General features: G+C 65.8%; 13 protein-coding genes. 6 read left to right on the forward strand and 7 right to left on the reverse strand.

Annotated elements, in window-relative coordinates; genetic code table 11:
- Positions 1-128 precede the first annotated feature (128 nt).
- From fumC to ACULPM_RS09160, 4 genes are all read right to left on the reverse strand, one after another.
- Positions 129-1526 (reverse strand): class II fumarate hydratase, encoded by a 1398-nt coding sequence (gene fumC, locus ACULPM_RS09145; protein ID WP_445331620.1) that lies wholly within the window; start codon positions 1524-1526, stop codon positions 129-131.
- Positions 1527-1529: 3 nt separating this feature from the next.
- Complete coding sequence (locus ACULPM_RS09150) at positions 1530-2882, reverse strand: CHAD domain-containing protein (protein ID WP_445331619.1); 1353 nt, start codon at positions 2880-2882, stop codon at positions 1530-1532.
- A 346-nt stretch (positions 2883-3228) separates the two neighbouring features.
- Positions 3229-5253, reverse strand: coding sequence for a molecular chaperone HtpG (gene htpG / locus ACULPM_RS09155; protein WP_445331618.1), 2025 nt, complete (start codon positions 5251-5253; stop codon positions 3229-3231).
- A 117-nt stretch (positions 5254-5370) separates the two neighbouring features.
- Positions 5371-6213 carry a spermidine synthase gene (locus ACULPM_RS09160; RefSeq protein WP_445331617.1) on the reverse strand — a complete coding sequence of 281 codons (843 nt, stop codon included), beginning with the start codon at positions 6211-6213 and terminating at the stop codon, positions 5371-5373.
- A 100-nt stretch (positions 6214-6313) separates the two neighbouring features.
- Between ACULPM_RS09160 and yaaA the strand changes: the two genes are divergently transcribed.
- A complete protein-coding gene (gene yaaA / locus ACULPM_RS09165) occupies positions 6314-7075 on the forward strand; it encodes a peroxide stress protein YaaA (RefSeq protein WP_445331616.1) in 762 nt (253 codons plus the stop codon).
- A 310-nt stretch (positions 7076-7385) separates the two neighbouring features.
- A complete protein-coding gene (locus tag ACULPM_RS09170; RefSeq protein WP_445331615.1) occupies positions 7386-8951 on the forward strand; it encodes a TerB N-terminal domain-containing protein in 1566 nt (521 codons plus the stop codon).
- Here the strand turns inward: ACULPM_RS09170 and ACULPM_RS09175 are convergent.
- Entirely contained in the window at positions 8948-10831 is a 1884-nt protein-coding gene (locus tag ACULPM_RS09175) for a 5'-nucleotidase C-terminal domain-containing protein (protein WP_445331614.1), read from the reverse strand. The two genes, ACULPM_RS09170 and ACULPM_RS09175, sit on opposite strands and share 4 nt — an antisense overlap.
- 341 nt (positions 10832-11172) lie before the next feature.
- Here ACULPM_RS09175 and ACULPM_RS09180 point away from each other — a divergent pair, with 341 nt between their 5' ends.
- From ACULPM_RS09180 to ACULPM_RS09195, 4 genes are all read left to right on the forward strand, one after another.
- Positions 11173-11925, forward strand: a complete 753-nt coding sequence (locus ACULPM_RS09180; protein WP_445331613.1) for a LytTR family transcriptional regulator DNA-binding domain-containing protein — start codon at positions 11173-11175, stop codon at positions 11923-11925.
- Positions 11926-11992: 67 nt separating this feature from the next.
- The gene (locus tag ACULPM_RS09185) at positions 11993-13288 is read left to right on the forward strand and encodes an ATP-binding protein (RefSeq protein WP_445331612.1); all 1296 of its coding nucleotides are present in this window, start codon (positions 11993-11995) and stop codon (positions 13286-13288) included.
- Between the two features lie 11 nt (positions 13289-13299).
- The gene (locus tag ACULPM_RS09190; RefSeq protein ID WP_445331611.1) at positions 13300-14457 is read left to right on the forward strand and encodes a LytR/AlgR family response regulator transcription factor; all 1158 of its coding nucleotides are present in this window, start codon (positions 13300-13302) and stop codon (positions 14455-14457) included.
- Between the two features lie 131 nt (positions 14458-14588).
- Entirely contained in the window at positions 14589-16118 is a 1530-nt protein-coding gene (locus tag ACULPM_RS09195) for a hypothetical protein (protein ID WP_445331610.1), read from the forward strand.
- Between the two features lie 59 nt (positions 16119-16177).
- Here the strand turns inward: ACULPM_RS09195 and ACULPM_RS09200 are convergent, their stop codons facing one another.
- Together ACULPM_RS09200 and ACULPM_RS09205 are read right to left on the reverse strand one after the other, a co-directional pair.
- Positions 16178-16672: a type II toxin-antitoxin system VapC family toxin gene (locus ACULPM_RS09200; RefSeq protein ID WP_167930039.1), complete on the reverse strand. Its 495-nt coding sequence runs from the start codon at positions 16670-16672 to the stop codon at positions 16178-16180.
- Positions 16669-17043, reverse strand: coding sequence for a type II toxin-antitoxin system RelB/DinJ family antitoxin (locus ACULPM_RS09205; RefSeq protein ID WP_167930040.1), 375 nt, complete (start codon positions 17041-17043; stop codon positions 16669-16671). The genes ACULPM_RS09200 and ACULPM_RS09205 overlap by 4 nt, the downstream gene beginning before the upstream one ends.
- Positions 17044-17060: the final 17 nt, after the last annotated feature.

Below are 17060 nucleotides of genomic sequence, written 5' to 3' on the forward strand. Positions count from 1 at the left end.
TTGGGACGGGCCTGCCACTGGCGGCAGGCCCGTCCCAAACTCCCTGAGAGAAATAACCCGTCCCCTTTTGCCTGACGCCGGTGGCGCGCCCGTCCCAAAAGCTCTGAGGGAAAAAACGCGTCCCCTTTTCACACCATCTGCTCGGGGTGGAAGACCTCGTCGAAGCGCTCCGGGGTGAGAAGCCCCAGCGACACGCAGGCCTCCTTGAGCGACGTCCCCTCGGCGAAGGCCTTCTTGGCCACGCGCGCGGCGTTGTCGTAGCCGATGTGGGGGTTGAGACTCGTCACCAGCATGAGCGATCGGTGGAGGTTCTCGTCCATCTTCTCGCGGTTGGCGCGGATGCCGCTCGCGCAGCGCTCGTCGAAGGAGACGATCGCGTCGGCGAGCAGGCGCACGGACTGCAGGTAGTTGTAGGCGATCACCGGCATGAAGACGTTGAGCTCGAAGTTGCCCTGGGAGGCCGCCATCCCGATCGCGGCGTCGTTGCCCATGACCTGTACGGCAACCATCGTCACGGCCTCGCACTGGGTGGGGTTGACCTTGCCCGGCATGATGGAGCTGCCCGGCTCGTTGGCCGGAATCGTAATCTCCCCCAGGCCGAGGCGCGGGCCCGAGGCGAGCCAGCGCACGTCGTTGGCGATCTTCATCATGTTGGCGGCGAGGCCCTTCACGGCGCCATGGCTGAACACGAGCGCGTCCTTGCCCGTGAGCGCGCGGAACTTGTTGGGGTCCGTCTCGAAGGGCAGGCCCGTGAGCTCGGCCAGCTCCGCCGCCACCGCCTCGTCGAAGCCCTCGGGGGCGTTGAGGCCCGTGCCCACGGCCGTGCCGCCGAGCGCCAGGCGATAGAGCCCCGGCATCGCGGCGAGCAGCTCCTCGCGGCTGCCCTCGAGCAGGCCGCGCCAGCCGGAGATCTCCTGCGCAAACGAGATGGGCACCGCGTCCTGGAGGTGGGTGCGGCCGCTCTTGACCACGCCGGCATTCTCCTCCTCGAGGCGGCGCAGCGTGCTCGTGAGCTGGTCGATCGCGGGAAGCAGGCGTCCCGTCACCGCAACCGCGGCCGCCACGTGCATGGCCGTGGGGAAGGTGTCGTTGGAGGACTGGCTCATGTTGACGGAGTCGTTGGGGTGGAGGGGCTTCTCCAGCGCCACGTTCTTCTCGCAGGCGAGCTGGTTGCCGCGGTTGGCGAGCACCTCGTTCATGTTCATGTTGGACTGCGTGCCGGAGCCCGTCTGCCACACCACGAGCGGGAAGTCCCTGTCATGGCAGCCAGCAAGCACCTCGTCGGCAGCCTCGCAGATGAGGTCGCGCGCCTCGGGCGCAAGACGTCCGAGGCCGCAGTTGGCCCGTGCCGCCGCCTTCTTCACCAGCGCGAACGCGCGCACGATCTCCTCGGGCATGCGCTCGGTGCCAATCGGGAAGTTCTCGTGGCTGCGCTCGGTCTGAGCGCCCCAGAGCGCGTCCGCCGGCACGAGCATCTCGCCCATCGAGTCGCGCTCGACGCGCCACCCGTCGTTCTTCTCGGCCACCTGCTAGTCCTCCCCGTCCTTCTTCCCATCATCGTCCCGGTCCTCGTCGGCACGGCTGTCCGCCTCCATGCGCTCGAGCCCCGAGGTGATCGCGGAGACGATCTCCGCCTGGTCGCGGCCGACGACGCCGAGGTCGGCGCGCACGCCGCGGAAGCGCGGGCTCTTCGAGTACTCCTCGGCGAGGCGGCGGTTGCCCCAGGCGTCCGAGAGGGCGCCCAGCTCGCGCTGGATCTCGTCCATGTACTCGCTCATGACGGCGCGGTCCGGGCCGAGCACGGCCCCCAGACGCTCCGCGACGTAGTGCATCTCCTTGGCGTCCCGGCGCGCGGAGTAGACCGCGTCGCCGTCGCGAAGGTCAAGGCCGAAGAGGTCCTCGTCAAGCTCCGCGAACTCCGCGTCGAAGTGCCTCCGCAGGTCGTCGGCGGAGAGCCCGCGCTCGGAGACCTTCGACTTCCAGCCCACGTGCGCGAGGTCCTTGGCGATCTTGACGAGCTGCTTGCCGGAATGGCGCTTGCGCATGAGCGTCACCAGCGAGGCGCACTCGAGCGAGCGCTCCTTGGCGCACGCCATCGGAAGGAGGCTGTTGTCGCCGAGCTCGCCGCTCTCAACGAGGCCGTCGACGCTCTGGGAGAGGATGTCGAGGGCGCGCAGGTGCGCCGAGGCGACCTGCAGCTCCTTGAGGACGTGCTCGCAGCGGCGGTTCTGCTTCTTCGTCTGCCACGGAGCGATGAACTGCAGGAGCGACCTCATGCGCCTGAGGCCGATCCTGAAGCGGAGCAGCCCCTCGGGGTCCTCCGGCTTGGCGAGAAACGCCTCCGAGAGGGCAACGAGGTCGCGTGCCGCGCCGCCGATCTCATGCTCGACGATGGCAAGCTCGTCCCACGTCCGGGTCTCGGGGCCGGCGACGAACCACAGGAGCCTCCCCGTGCCGGAGAAGCCCTCCGGAAGCGCGATGGCCGCGGCCGCGCCCTTGCCAAAGCCGGGGGAGCCGCCCAGAAGCCGCGTCGAGAGCTGGTCGACGAAGGGTGCATGCCCGACGGCGATCACGACCGGCTCCTCGGCCTCCGAGAGCTCGGCGAGAAACGCCGAGACGTCCTGGGCATAGAGCGAGTCGTGGACCTCGATGTCCTCGGCGTCGATGGCGTCGGCCACGATCTGTGCGGTCTCGAGCGCGCGAATCGCCGGGCTGCTCCACACCGCCGCCTCGACGTCTTCCCCGAGCAGGGCAAAGGTGCGCGGGTAGGCCGTCTTGAGGGAGCGGGCGCCCGAGGCCGTGAGCCTGCGGTCGAGGTCCGTTCCCGAAGCGGACGTCGCCTCGGGGTCTCCGTGTCGAACGAGAACCAGCGTCTTGACCATGTGTCCCCCGTCCTTCGCTGCCAACGACTTTTCAGCATAGCCCTTAGCCGTTCGCCGAGTTCTCGGCTTCGGGGAGCGGTTTTCAGAGATGTGACACGGCTGGCTGGCCGAGGGGGGCGCCGCGCGAGACGGGGCCGTGGCAGAAGTCCGAGAGCGGGCGTTGACAGAAATGGGGCTGTGGCAGTCCGACGGCTGCCACAGCCCCATCTTTCACAACACGCCTCAACAAACGCGCAGGTCGAACCTTTACTGCCCTGCCATAACCCCGCATCTCCCAACGCCCGACGGCGCGCGATTGCCACAAGCCCCAATCACGCAACGCCGGGTCCGCGCGGAGATGACGCGCCTACATGAGCTCGCAGACCTGGGTGGCAAAGGCCACGGGGTCCTCGGGCAGGATGCCCTCCACGAGCAGGGCCTGGTTGTAGAGCAGGCCCGCGTAGAGCTTGACCTTCTCGGCGTCGCCCGCCTCCTGAGCGGCGCGGAGCTTCTCGAAGACCGGGTGCTTGGCGTTGACCTCGAGCACGCGAACGGCCTTGGGGGCCTCCCCCGCCTCGGGGCCGGCGGCGAGGACCTTCTCCATCTCAAGGGAGAGCGGGCCCTCGGAGGTGATCACGGCAGGCGCGCCGTCGGCGGCGAGGCGCGTGGACACCGCGACCTTCTCGACCTGGCCTGCCAGCGCATCCTTCATGGCATCGAACAGGCCCTCGTTTGCCTTGGTGGCCTCCTCGGCCTCCTTCTTCTCCTCGTCGCTCGCGAGGTCCAGGTCACCGGAGGTCACGTTCTTGAGCTCGACGGTGCGGTCCTCGACCTCGGGCTCGGCGCCGTCGGCCACGGCCTTCTCCGCCGCCTCGCGCGCGGCGTCGTCCTCGTAGACCTTGGGCAGGCCCTTTGCCGTGAAGTCGCGCATGGCCTGGAAGCAGAACTCGTCCACGTCCTGCGTGGCCAGGAGCACGTCGTAGCCCTTGGCGAGGACGGACTCCACCACGGGCATCTTGGCCAGGCGCTCGCGGTCGTCGCCGGCGGCGTAGTAGACCGCCTTCTGCCCGTCCGCCATGGCGGCCACGTACTCCTGGAGCGTGACCATCTTCTGCTCGCGCGCGCTCCAGAACAGGAGCAGCCCCGCGAGCTCGTCCTTCTTCATGCCGTAGCTGGAGTAGATGCCGTACTTGAGGCCGCGGCCGAAGTTCTCGAAGAACTTCACGTATGCCTCGCGATCGTTGTCGCGCATGGCCTCGAGCTCGGAGGTGATCTTCTTCTCGATGCGGCGCGCCATGGCCTGGAGCTGGCGGGTCTGCTGGAGCGTCTCGCGCGAGATGTTGAGGGAGACGTCGGAGGAGTCCACGACGCCGCGGACGAAGTTGTAGTAGTCGGGCAGGAGGTCAGCGCACTTCTCCATGATGAGGACGTTGGAGCTGTAGAGCTCGAGGCCCTTCTCGTAGTCGCGACTGTAGAGGTCAAAGGGCGCCTGGCCGGGGATGAAGAGCAGGGCGTCATACTCGAGCGTGCCCTCGGCGTGCAGGCTGAAGGTGCGCGCGGGGTCCACCCAGTCGTGGAACGTGGACTTGTAGAACTCGGCGTACTCCTCGTCGGTGACCTCGGAGCCGCGCTTCTTCCAGATGGGGGTCATCGAGTTGATGGTCTCGAGCTCGGTGTAGTCCTCCCACTCCGGCTTGTAGTCATCGCCGGCGTCGGCGGGCTTCTCCTTCTCGCGGCTCTTGGTCACGAGCATCTGCACGGGGTAGCGCACGTAGTTGCTGTACTTCCTGATGAGCTCGCGGAGCTTCCACTCGCTGAGGAACTCGTCGTAGTTGGCCTCCTCGGCGTTCTCCTTGAGGGTCATGACGACGGAGGTGCCGGGCTCGGAGCGCCAGGCGGGATCGTCGGCGGCAACGGGCTCGATCGTGTAGCCCTCCACGCCGTCCGAGGTCCAGCGGTTGCACTCGTCAGAGCCGTACGCGCGGCTGATCACGCTGACCTCGCGCGCGACCATGAAGGCGGAGTAGAAGCCCACGCCAAAGCGGCCGATGATGTCCACGGCGTCGCCCTGGGCCTCGGCGTTGGCTGCCTTGAACTCCTCGGAGCCGGAGTGGGCAATGGTGCCGAGGTTCTTCTCCAGCTCCTCGGCCGTCATGCCGATGCCGTTGTCGGAGACGGTGATGGTGCGCGCGTCCTTGTCAAAGGCCACGTTGATGGCAAGGTTTGCCTGGTCAACCTGCACGGAGCTGTCCGTGAGGCTCTTGAGGTAGAGCTTGTCGATGGCGTCCGAGGCGTTGGACACCAGCTCGCGCAGGAAGATCTCGCGGTTGGTGTAGATGGAGTTGATCATGAGGTCGAGCAGCTTCTTGCTCTCTGTCTTGAACTTGCGCATGCGGCGCTCCCCTTTCGTGCTGCGTTGTTGAACGAGGGGTAGTGTACCCGTTTTTAGATAATCTCAGTCTGGAGCGCTTAGATATACAAAAAGAAAAGAGGGCCGGCCCTCCGGCGTCTAGTCGAGAAGAACCGGCCCGAGGAAGTCGGCGTCATAGGGGATGGCATCCCGCAGGCCAAGAGGCCCGTCAGAGGCGGCGACGAGGTAGTTGTCCTCCCCCGCGTGGTCGTCATCCGTGGCAAGCGCCACCTCGACATGCGAGAAGACCGTAAGCGACGTTGCCACGAAGGAGCGGAGGAAGCTGACGTCGGAACCTCCGTCGCGCGAGACCACGTTGGCGAGAAGAACCCCTCCGGGGGCGAGCGATCGCCGAGCGGCGCGCAGGGCGCCCACCGTGGCGAGCGAGCGCACCGGGTCCGCGCCGACGAAGGCGTCGAGCACCACCGCGTCATAGGGGCCCGCCCCACGTTCGAGGAGCGCGCGGCCGTCGTCGCATATGACGCGCAGGTCCCCGCCGTCCGCCCGGGCCCGGGCGATGGCCTCGTCGAGAAAGAACCACCTGCGCGCGGCGCCGATGACCGCAGGGTCTATCTCCACCACGTCGGTCCTGACCCCCGGGTGCCCGGAGGCGACCATCTTGGGAAAGGCAAACCCTCCCCCGCCGACAGCAAGGACGCGACGAGCGTCGGGGCGCAGGTCAAAGAGCCGACCGAAGGCGCGATAGTACTCGAAGACGGGCTCCATCCTACGGTCCCCGAGATAGGTCGCAGACTGATAGACGCCCCCGCAGCGCAGGACGCGAACGCGGGCGCCGTCGCCCCTGATGGTGTACACGAGCGCAAGGCCACCCATGGTGCGGACGACGTGCGGGTCGAGCAGGCGGACGCGGACGGCCGCGCCGAGCGCCGCGATGGCGGCGACCGTCGCCGCGACGAACCTTGTGCGCCTCCACCCGCCCATGCGACCCCCGTCCCGCGAGATGCCTCGCGACCATGATATGCCGCGCAACCTCCCCGCTGCTAGAATCTCCCCGAAACGCACGTGCCTGACAGGAGGAACCGTGACGCTCAGGATCATCACCTCCCCCGCGAAGAAGATGCGCGTCATCGACGCGCCGCCGCTGCCCCGGAGCACGCCCGCCCTCCTCGGGAGGACGAGGCTTCTCCTCGAGGCGCTCCGCCGGCTCTCCCCCGCGGAGGCGCAGGAGCTCTGGGCGTGCAGCGACCGACTCGCCGCGCTCAACTACGACCGACTGCAGTCCATGGACCTCGATCGCGACCTCACGGCGGCCGCCGTCTCCTACGAGGGGATCCAGTATCAACACATGGCCCCCGAGGTGATGACCGAGGGAGAGCTCGCCTGGCTCGACGAGCACCTGCGCATCCTCTCTGGCTTCTACGGCATGCTGCGCCCGCTTGACGGCGTGACGCCATATCGCCTGGAGATGCAGGCCCGGCTGGCCGTCGACGGCGCGCGCAACCTCTACGAGTTCTGGGGGCCGACGCTCCATGACGCCCTCGCCGCAGAGTGCGACCTCATCGTCAACGTTGCCTCGGTCGAGTATGCCCGCGCCGTCACGCCTTGGATTCGCCCGGATGGCCCCAAGATGCTGACCTGCCTCTTCTGCGTGGAGCGCGCGGGACGCCTCCGCCAGCCGGCCACCGAGGCCAAGGCGGCGCGCGGCACCTTCATCCGCTGGTGCGCGGAGCGGGGAGTCCAAGATGCGGCAGAGCTTGCCGCGTTTTCCGAGCGCGGCTACCGGCTCCGCGCCGACGACTCGGACGAGCAGACGCTCGTGTTCGTCCGGGATGCCTCGGCATAGGGCATGCCGGCCGTGCAATTAGCTGGATAGTGCGAAAAGACGGCCCCCCGCCCTGCAATCGCCGGGATAGTGTGAAGCATTTTCCCGACTGTCGAGAGAACCTTTCTGTAAAACCGCAGGTAAATTGATTTGAAATTCAATCAACCGACGCTCTTTCTCGGAAAAGGGGCCGAAATGGCTTCACACTATCCCGGCGATTGCAGGGCGGGGGCCCATCTTTTCGCACTATCCCCCTGACTGCATCCGCACCTCATGCGAACGCCGATCTGACGCGTATGATTGACCCACGAGGGAAGGAGGCGGGAGCGGAATGACGAACATCGACGCGCTCATTCAGCAGATCCTGGCGGCAAGCCGAGCCAAGGGCGGGCGCGCCGTCACCGGCACCAGAACCTACTCCGACGAGCCCATCCTCATGCGCGGCTCGCAGCTCAGAAGCTACGTCCCCGACGAGATACGGCAGATGCGCGCGCTCGCACGCCGCCCCGAGGCCAGGTCATGGTCCGAGGCGCGCCTCTTCGTGGAGCAGGCCCGCCTCATGGAGGACTACGCGGACGACTGCCCCTTCGCCGGAACGTTCTCGAGTTACTTCCCGACCTACGACGCGATGGATGACCGGCAGCTCAGAGGTTACTTCACCTGGCGCACATGCGTACGCGGGGGCGACATCCAGCAGACTTCGACGTCGTTCGCGTTCGTATACGTCTACGAGCTCCTGAACGGCATCGGCGTCGATCCCGGGGAGCGGGGGTTCCGCGCCATCGAGGCCTTCTGGAGGGCATACCGTGAGTTTGAGCCGAGCCTCGACCGCTACGTCCACCCCTGGCTCGTCGACTACGCCGCCTATCACGCGCTCGACCAGCAGCTCGTGCTCCCCTACGCCAACTCGGAGCACGACGAGGCGGTCATGGCGCTCATGGACGCCGAGGCCGACGTCCTGTCCCGGCCGTCCGAGGCCACCCATGGCCGACGCCGCTCCCCCGCGAGCTTTCCTGCCGACCCAGACGACGACCAGAAGCTCTTCTCCGCCCTCGACCAGCTCTCGACCTATCGTCCCGCCGGCTCGCGCCTCTACCACGACAGCCCCGACGACCTGCGGGCCGTCACCTGTGCCGTCTTTCGGCAGCTCGTGCGCTATTACCACACGGGCCGCAAGCAAGACCTCGTGGAGTCGCTCTTCGGCACGCGGCAGACGATGCCTCACCTCATGTTCGCCTCGGCGGTGTTCTATCCCGCCGGACGGCATGAGGACTGCGTCTACGACCTTGGCAAGACCAGGCGCTACGAGTGCAGAAACGGCCTCTGGACCTGCACGGCCCTTCATGACGGGGGCGGGAGGAGCGCCAAGCTCGGCCAGATTCTCAGGGCCGTCGACCGACAGCTCCGCGATTCGCTCGACTACCCCCACCCCCTCAAGGAGCACGGGGACCCCAAGTACCTCACGAAGATGATCGAGCGCGTGATTGCGGAGTACCTCGCATGGAGGCGAGCGCACGAGCCGCGGCATGTGGAGATAGACCTCTCAAAGCTCGCGGACATCCGCTCCGCCGCCGCCGAGACCCGCGAGGCACTGCTAATCGACGAGGAGCGCGAATCAGGGGCCGCCGCGGGGCTCGTGCCCACGACAGCGCCCGAGCCCGCCCCGACGCAGGCCGAGAAGAGCAGAGCGCTTGGCCTCGCCGCCGAGGAGCTGTCCCTTCTCGAGGCCCTCCTCGCCGGTCAAGCGCCGCAGACGGCGTCTGCCGACCTGCTCGTCGATGCCATAAACGAGAAGCTCCTCGACCTCGTGGGCGACGTCGTGGTCGAGTTTGACGAGACGGGGACGCCCCGCCTCGTCGAGGACTATGCCGAGGACGTGCGCGAGGCGCTTGGCTAGCGACGGCCACGCCCCCGGCAAGCCGCCCGCCCGCGCGCCGTCATGCCGGCGCACACCAGCCCGGAGCCCCCAAGCAGCGCCATGACGCCCGCCAACGAACCCGAGTCTCCCGTGGCGGGAATTGGCTCGGCAGAGGGCTTGGTCGCCGGTTTGGCAGCGGGCCTCTCCTCCGACCCAACCTCGGGATTGGCAGGTCCGGGCTTCTGCTCCGGGTCCGTGGGGCTGGGGGTGGGCTCGGGGTCCTCCGCGTCAACGTAGCTCACCGTGCCGGAGAGCTCGTAGACCCGGTCCTCCCAGCCGTCCTGCCCAATGAGGGCCCTCAGGGCCTGCTCGCAGGTGCCGAAGTCCTGCACCGCGGCAAGCGTGGCGAAGAGCGGGTAGTCGTCGCACCCGGGCAGGTAGCTGTTCATGGCCACGGTGTAAATGCGCTCCGGGTCAAGCGCCTCCCCGCCTACCGTGATGGAGCGGATGCGCTCGCCCTCGGGCCTGGACCAGTCAATCTCCATCGTGGCGCCGCCGCTCACGAGCACGCTGCCGCTGTTGTCGGGCCAGGTGTACTGCATGGGGTCCTCGCCGGCCTTGAGGGCCTCGAGCTGCTGCGCCAGCACGTCGCGGCACTGGGAGCTGATCTCGAGCGAGGTCTCCAGCACGTCCAGGATCTGCTGGCCCGTCATCTGGTACGTGGAGAGGGTGTTTCCGTACGGGGAGATTGACACGAGGTCGCCCTTGGTGACGGTCCCCTCGGGCACGCCCCCGCGGATGCCGCCGGCGTTCTCAAAGGCAAGCTCGGCGCCCGTGACGGCAAGATAGGAGGCAGTGATCACGTGGCCGATGGGGGTGTCCTCGGTGCGCACCATCTCCCAGCCTCCGGGGGCGGGGATGTCGTAGTCCGCATCGGGGTACGGATAGGCCTGGGAGCTCTCCCCCACCGCCTCCTCGAGCACGCCCTCGTTCTCGGCCATGATCTGCATCGTGAGATCCGTGATGCCGGCGTCCGCGATGGCAGCGAGGCTTGTCGAGGCGTGCGGCGTCTCCTCGTGACCCGTGACGGAATAGGTCCCGTCCTCGGCGCGGTCCACCGTGAGCTCCAGCTCCCCCACGTAGCCAATGTGCGAACCGGCCTCCGCCACCGGGACCTCGCGCCCATCCTCGCTCGTCACCACGTCGTCGATGAGGACGTGCTCGTGCCCGGCGATGACCGCGTCGATGCCCTTGCTCTCCTGCGCAAATTCCTGCGGGTCCGCGTTGTGGGTGATAACGACCACCAACTCGCAGCCCTCCTGGGAACGCAGCTCCTCCGCAAGCTCGTTGGCATAGGTCACGGGGTTGGCAAACGTGAGGCCCTCGACGTTGTAGGAGGGGGTGGAGGTGTAGAACGCCTCGTCGATCACTCCGAGCACGCCCACCTGGATGGTCTCGCCGTCCTCCAGCTCCACGTCCTCCACGAGGTAGGGCGTCGAGAAGTACGGGGCGCCGTCTGAGTCCAGCACGTTGGCGGCGAGCACGGGCACCTGCTCGGAGAGCGTCAACAGCTGTTCGGAGCCATAGCTCCAGTCATGGTTGCCGGGCGTGGTGGCATCGTAGCCCGCTGCTGCCATGAGGCGCGCGATGCTCGTGCCGTTGGTAATCGTGGCGAAGGAGTCGCCATGGAAGGTGTCCCCGGCGTCGAGCACGAGGTCGGCATCGACTGACCGAGCAAGGCCCGCGACGGCGGCATAGTAGCCCACGGGCACCTCGGACTCGTCGGTGAAGCCGTAGCCGCCGTGCGAGTCGTTGGTGTGGACGATCGTGACCGTTCCCGCCTCATCGGCGAGCGCGACAGCCGGCTGTGCCGTAACGACCGCGATCAGCGCAACCAAGAGCGCCGTCAGAATGCCCAAGCCTCTTCTCGTAATGTCCCTCATACAGCCAGCCTCTCGTTCGATAGCCAGAACTCAGCAGGGTCAAACCTACGCCTCATCCTCGGCACGGCGTCCTTCTCGTCACGAACGCACCCCACCAAAGAACGAAACAACGCCACACCCGCCCATGCGATAGGACGACGCCCGCGCGGCTGAGCCGCTTTCCAACGCATGCCGCATGGCACGCAACGAACTGGTTGCTAAACTCTTCTCCATGCGTGAAAAGAGCGCGGGCACACCGCGGACGAGATTCGACTGCCAGCGAGCACGAGCGAACGGTCAGCCAAGAGCGCCCATACGCCAGCGAGGGAGGTGCGGCCATGGAGGGCACAGCAGAGAGGGACGGGCTTGTTGAGCGCGTGAGGGACAGCGTCCTCGGGGTCTTTGTCAACGAACGAGCCGCTTTTCTCGAGCTTCTGGACGAGAGGAGCGTGCTCGTCTCCGCCGGCTCCAAGGTCTTCAACGGGCGCTCCGCATACGAGTGCTGGCCTCCCAACCCACCCGGCGTCCGCGCGCGCAACGTAACCTTCAGCCCCCTCTACACCAACCGTCCCGACGAGGCGATCGTGGCCGGGACCTATCTCCTGAGCGGACCGTGCATAGACGGCACCGTCAGGCAGCGCGTCACAATTAACCTGCGCCGCGTGGACGATGACTGGAAGATCTCCCTCGCACACTTCTCAAATGAGTGGCCGAGCCGCAGGCCCGACGGCGAGGCGCAGCAGATGGCCGAGAGGCGCACCCCAGGACGGCTGCAGCTGCGCTCCGAGGGCGGGATCGTCTTCGTTGACCCAGAGGAGATCGTCTATGCCGAGTCGGCAGGAAAGCGCTGCGTCGTGCATCTCAGGGATCACACCGTGACCGCGGGCGTGCTCCTCAGAGAGCTCTGCGAGATGCTGCCCGACCAATTCGTGAGGACGAACCGGTTCTATGTGGTCAACGTTCGCTACGTCCAGGGCGTCGGGCGCGAGGGCATCCTGTTCTCCACCGGGGAGACCATCCCCATCCCGGAGCGGCGTGTCAAGGAAATCCAACTTGAGATCGCCAGCACCGTGACGCGCACCTTCGGATAGTCCCATGGGAACCCTTCCTTAACCGAACATGTGTGCTAGACTGAATCTTCCACAGGGAGGAGGGCACATGACAGGCGCACAGAGGGTCCCCAAGCGCATAGCGGCGGTCATCATCAACTCGCTCAAGGGCGGCGTAGTGCCGCGCATTGGCTTGCCCTACATCACCGTGGGCCGCGAGCGGGAGATCCAGGCGCTCCTGCACGACCTCGACCTCGTGGCGGACGGCGGCGCGAGCTTCCGCTTCCTCGTTGGTCGCTATGGCGCGGGCAAGAGCTTCCTCCTGCAGACCATCCGCACGCACGCGATGGGCAACGACTTCGTGGTGGCGGACGCCGACCTCTCCCCCGAGCGACGACTCCAGGGCGGGCAGGGCCAGGGCCTTGCCACCTACCGCGAGCTCATCCGCAACCTCTCCACCAAGACGCGCCCCGAGGGCGGCGCGCTGGCGCTCGTGCTGGACCGCTGGGTGGCGGCCCTGCGCGAGCAGCCGGACACCGAGGCGGCGCTCGCGGCGCAGCTCTCCCCCATCCAGGAGCTCGTCTGCGGCTTCGACTTCACGCAGGTCCTGCGCCTCTACTATCGCGCGAGCCTCGAGGGGAACGACGAGGCGCGCGCCGGCGTGGTCAAGTGGCTGCGCGGCGAGTTCCGCACCAAGACCGAGGCTCGCGCGGAGCTGGGCATCAACGCCTGCATCACCGACGACACCTGGTACGAGTACCTCAAGCTCTTCGCGCAGTTCCTCGTGGGCGCCGGCTACCGGGGCCTCGTCGTCCTTATCGACGAGCTGGTGAACCTCTACAAGATTCCCAACGCCACCTCGCGCCAGTACAACTACGAGAAGATCCTCACCATGTACAACGACACGCTCCAGGGCAAGGCGCACCACCTGGGCATCATCATGGGCGGCACACCGCAGTCCATCGAGGACCGTCGCCGGGGCGTCTTCTCCTACGAGGCCCTGCGCAGCCGCCTCACGCAGGGGCGGTTTGCGAGCGCCGGCCTCGCGGACATGCTCGCGCCGGTCATCCACCTGGAGCCGCTCACCTACGAGGAGCTGCTCGTGCTCATCGAGAAGCTCGCGGACATCCACGCCGGCTACTTCGGATACGAGCGCACGCTCACGGAGGGGCAGCTCGTGAGCTTCCTCAAGGTCGAGTTCGGCCGCGTGGGCGCGGACACCCACCTCACGCCGCGCGAGGTCATCCGCGACTTCATCGAGCTTCTCGACATCGCCTGCCAGAACCCTGGGGCGGACGTCGACGCGCTCCTCAAGACGGACGCGTTCTCCGGCGCCGTGGCCGCCCCCGTCGCCGCCGCGGGCGCCCAGGACGTGGACGCCTCCTTCGCTGAGTTCACCATCTAGGCGAGAAGAGCATGGCTGAGATCATCGTCCGCAACGTCATTGGATTCCTCGTGCAGGTCGTGCCCGCCGCGGCCCTGTGTCTCATGCCGTTTAACGGGAGGTTCCGATGCGGGGCGAGGCGAGCATGGCTCATGGCGTCCCTTGTCGTCGCAATCGGCCTCGTACCGTTCCTTCTCGTGGCCGCCTCGCCGCTCATCGTCCCCGGCGGAGTTCCCTTCGAGGTATACAACCCGCTGCAAAACCTTGTTTTTCTCGTTACCGTCAGCGCGCTTTTCATGCTTTACCTGCGCGTCGTTGATGCCGAGACGGCACACAAGGTCTTTGTGTTCTCGGTCGTCATGCTCTACGGCTTCCTGGTGACGTCCACCTCATCCAACGTCTCGCATCTCCTGGGGTTTGCGGAGCAGAGCGACGGCTATATGTACTATCCACCACGCCTTGCGGTTCTGGCGCTGACCAACATCGTGTTCTTCGGCGCCATGGGGCTCGTAATGCGCTCGGTCAAGAGAGCGTTCTCCGCGAGCGTCTCCCCTCGACTGTGGCTACGCATGGCGCTGTTCCTTCTGGGAATCGTCGCCACCCTGCTTGTAGGGGCGTGGCTGCCCCCGCTCGACAACGAGGGAATGTACTTTACCCTGAGCTTCGTGGTCGCCATAGACAGCGTCGCCCTCGTCTGGTGGATGCTCCGCGTCATCCGTGAGGTGAGCGAGCAGGCGCAGCGTCAGGCGACGCTCGAGCAGGCGCTGCGCGAGCACGACCATGCGCGAAAGGAGCTCGAGAACGAGCTGTCGCTTGCGCGCGAACGCATGACGCAGCTCGAGCGGGCAAATGAGCCGACGTCTGAGGAGACGCCCGTCGTGCTCTCCACGCCCAGCCAGGCGGTAAGCTTCATGCCCGACGACATCACGTACGTCGACTCGCTCAATCGCGTTCGCGCCATCCACTTTGGAGACGGCGAGTCCATCCAAATGAGCATGACGCTCGCACAGATCGCCGACGCTCTACCAAAGGACCGCTTCGCCTACTGCCATCGGTCCGTGGTCGTCAATCTTCGCCACGTGCGTGCTCTGGGCGCCAGCGACCTCGCACTTGATGACGGGACCGTGCTCCCCGTCAGCCGTCGACGGATGGCGGAGCTACGCGAGGCGCTGGGCAAAACCCAGGGCTGACATCCTACCATTCGGTTGCCATATCGACCGTTCGGTCGAGGAGTCTGCAGGAGGGGTTATGTTTGCACGACACCCTCTCCGAAAGGCATGCCATGAACTGTCGCACTCCCGCAAGACACCGCCCGAGCAACATGCTCCTCGCCCTTGTCATAGCAGCGCTCATCCTCATCGCAACGGTCTTCGCCCTGCCCGCGAGAGCACGGGCGTGGGAAGCGACAAGTTTTGAGGTGACCGGAGGCGTAGAGGGCGTTGACTACTACTTCGATTATTCCGAAACGCTCTGGATCACCTCGACTAAGCAACTCACCATTCGCTCGCTGAATAATAACAACGCTGACCACATCGCCATTGACGCCGGATCGCCCGATAATCCTGCTCGCCTAGTGTTCGACGGAGTCAATTTTAGTTCCTCGCATCGTCCCATCACCATTCAACCCGGACGAGGACTTGAGATTACCCTCGCGCCGGACAGCTCAAACTCTCTCTTCATTAAGGAGTCCTATGCGCGCGAGGCAATCTGCCTCAAGGAAGGCTCCTCACTCACCATCAAGAGCGATTCCAGCAGCCCGGGCTCACTCAACGTCGGAGCGGACGCCTACGCAACGGCCCCAGTTATCGGTGGCTCCGACTGCTCGATTTCTCTCGAAGGTGGACTCATTAATATCTACACCCTCGAGCCTTTAAACCCACTGCTTACCACAGATGCCGACGGCGGGACCTCAAGAGTCTCGATAACGGGAGGCTGCTTCGCGACGAACGCCGAAGAGGCTGTGGCGGCCAACTCAATCTACGGCATCACACCCGCCGACGGCTATATCGTTGTCCCCAACCCCGACCCCATCACGTCCACTACCTACCCCGTGCTCGTGGACGATGAAAGCCTCTACAGGAAGGCATCTCTCGAGCTTGCTCAGGACGCCATGACCATATTCGACGGGCATGCAGTCGAGGCCGCTGACGTCGTGTCCAAGGCGAGCTATGGGACCGAGGCAATCAGCCCCAATGAGCTTTCTTTTTCCTATGCTCCCAAGGAGTCCGATGAGTTTGTTAAGGGGCTCCCCCAAGATGCGGGCACATACCGCGTTCGCGCGAGCGCTCCACAGAAGAACGTCGAGGGTGTCTGGTATGCCCCTGCCTCCGCAGAGACCACCCTCACTATCAAGCCTGCCCCGCCGACATATAGAATTGTAAATCAGATTCTTAGCATCTCAGCTACCCTCGCAGAGGTGGAGACCCCTGTCGCCGCCGGCGGAGTTACGCTGGCCGACGGCACAATCGAATCGGTGGGAGGAACCCTCAACTGGTACTCCGACGAGGGACACGTTGACGCGCTTTCAGCCGACGCGCAGCTTATCACACTTGCCGAGGACGGATTCGTAACGCTGTGGTGGACCTTTGTCCCCACTTCTGCCAACTATGACACCCTCACGGGGAGCACCGTCATCGTGCTTGAGAAGCCAACGGCACCCGAGCAAACCACCACGCCTCCCACAGGGAACTCTGACGGGTCGACAGACCAAGGTGGCTCTACACCCATCTCCGACGAGGCCGTTCCCGCAACTGGCGACGCAAGCACATCTGGCGCCCTTCTCGGTTGCACGGGCCTTGCGCTTCTCGGCATAGGCCTCAACTGGAGAAGCCGCTCACGTCACGTTGCGTAACGAGCTGACACACCAGAAACTGCCACCCACGTCGTCCCTCTCGACGTGGGTGGCATGCTTTAGCGTGAGCGCATCTCGAGCACCTTGCACATGTCGGACGCACTCAGCGCTGCCACGGGACAGTGCCGCAGAAGCTTCTCGTCATTGGTCACGAGGTAGTCGACCTTGCCGCGCATCGCCGCGGCGATGACAAGATCGTCCTCGAAGTCCCCGTGCAGGGCGCGCTGCTTGGAGGCGACCCACACATCCGTGTGGTCCAGCGGGACGGCGCAGGCGACTCCTTGCATGTTGTTGACGCACCCCCACGCCGTCACCGCAGCCGCTTTGGCGGCCGACTCGGAGAGCGTCCCCGTCGCGGCTCGCTCGACGTTTTTGTGCTCCGCCGCAATCATATAGAAGACGTCCTTGATAGACGGAACGGCATATGCGAGCGTCTGATTATGCTCGACCGCATGCTCTATGAGCCGACGCGCCTTCGCGCTACCCCTTCTCCACGGGAGATAGTAGTCAAGCCAGACGTTGGTGTCCAAGAGCATCGCAAGTCGCTGGCTCATGCGTCCAGCCCCCTCTCGTGCAGGCGCTCGATCAGCGTCTGCTCCCTGAGCTCCTCGTAGGGGAGCCCCTCAAACCCCTCGGGCACCGCCATGCCGCGCGCGGCCAGTGATTGCGAGACAATCGTTGCCCCCTCTCGCGCCAGGGCGAGCTTACGGTCTCGCTCGATAACCTCGTCCGCTGCAAACTCGTCGGGCGCCCTAGATATGAGCTCCCTGATCTTCTCGGGCCGGTCCGCTAGCTCGGCAAAGCGCTCCCATAGAGCCCGTATCGCCTTGGTGGGCGTGAGTCCGGCCTTAGCAAGGGCAGAGTCACCAGAAGCCTTGAGTCCGGCGTCTATGCGCGCGTTAATCTGGGCAGATGATGCATCCATACCGCTCCTTTCAATCG

It is taken from the genome of Thermophilibacter sp. ZX-H3 (assembly GCF_052599055.1).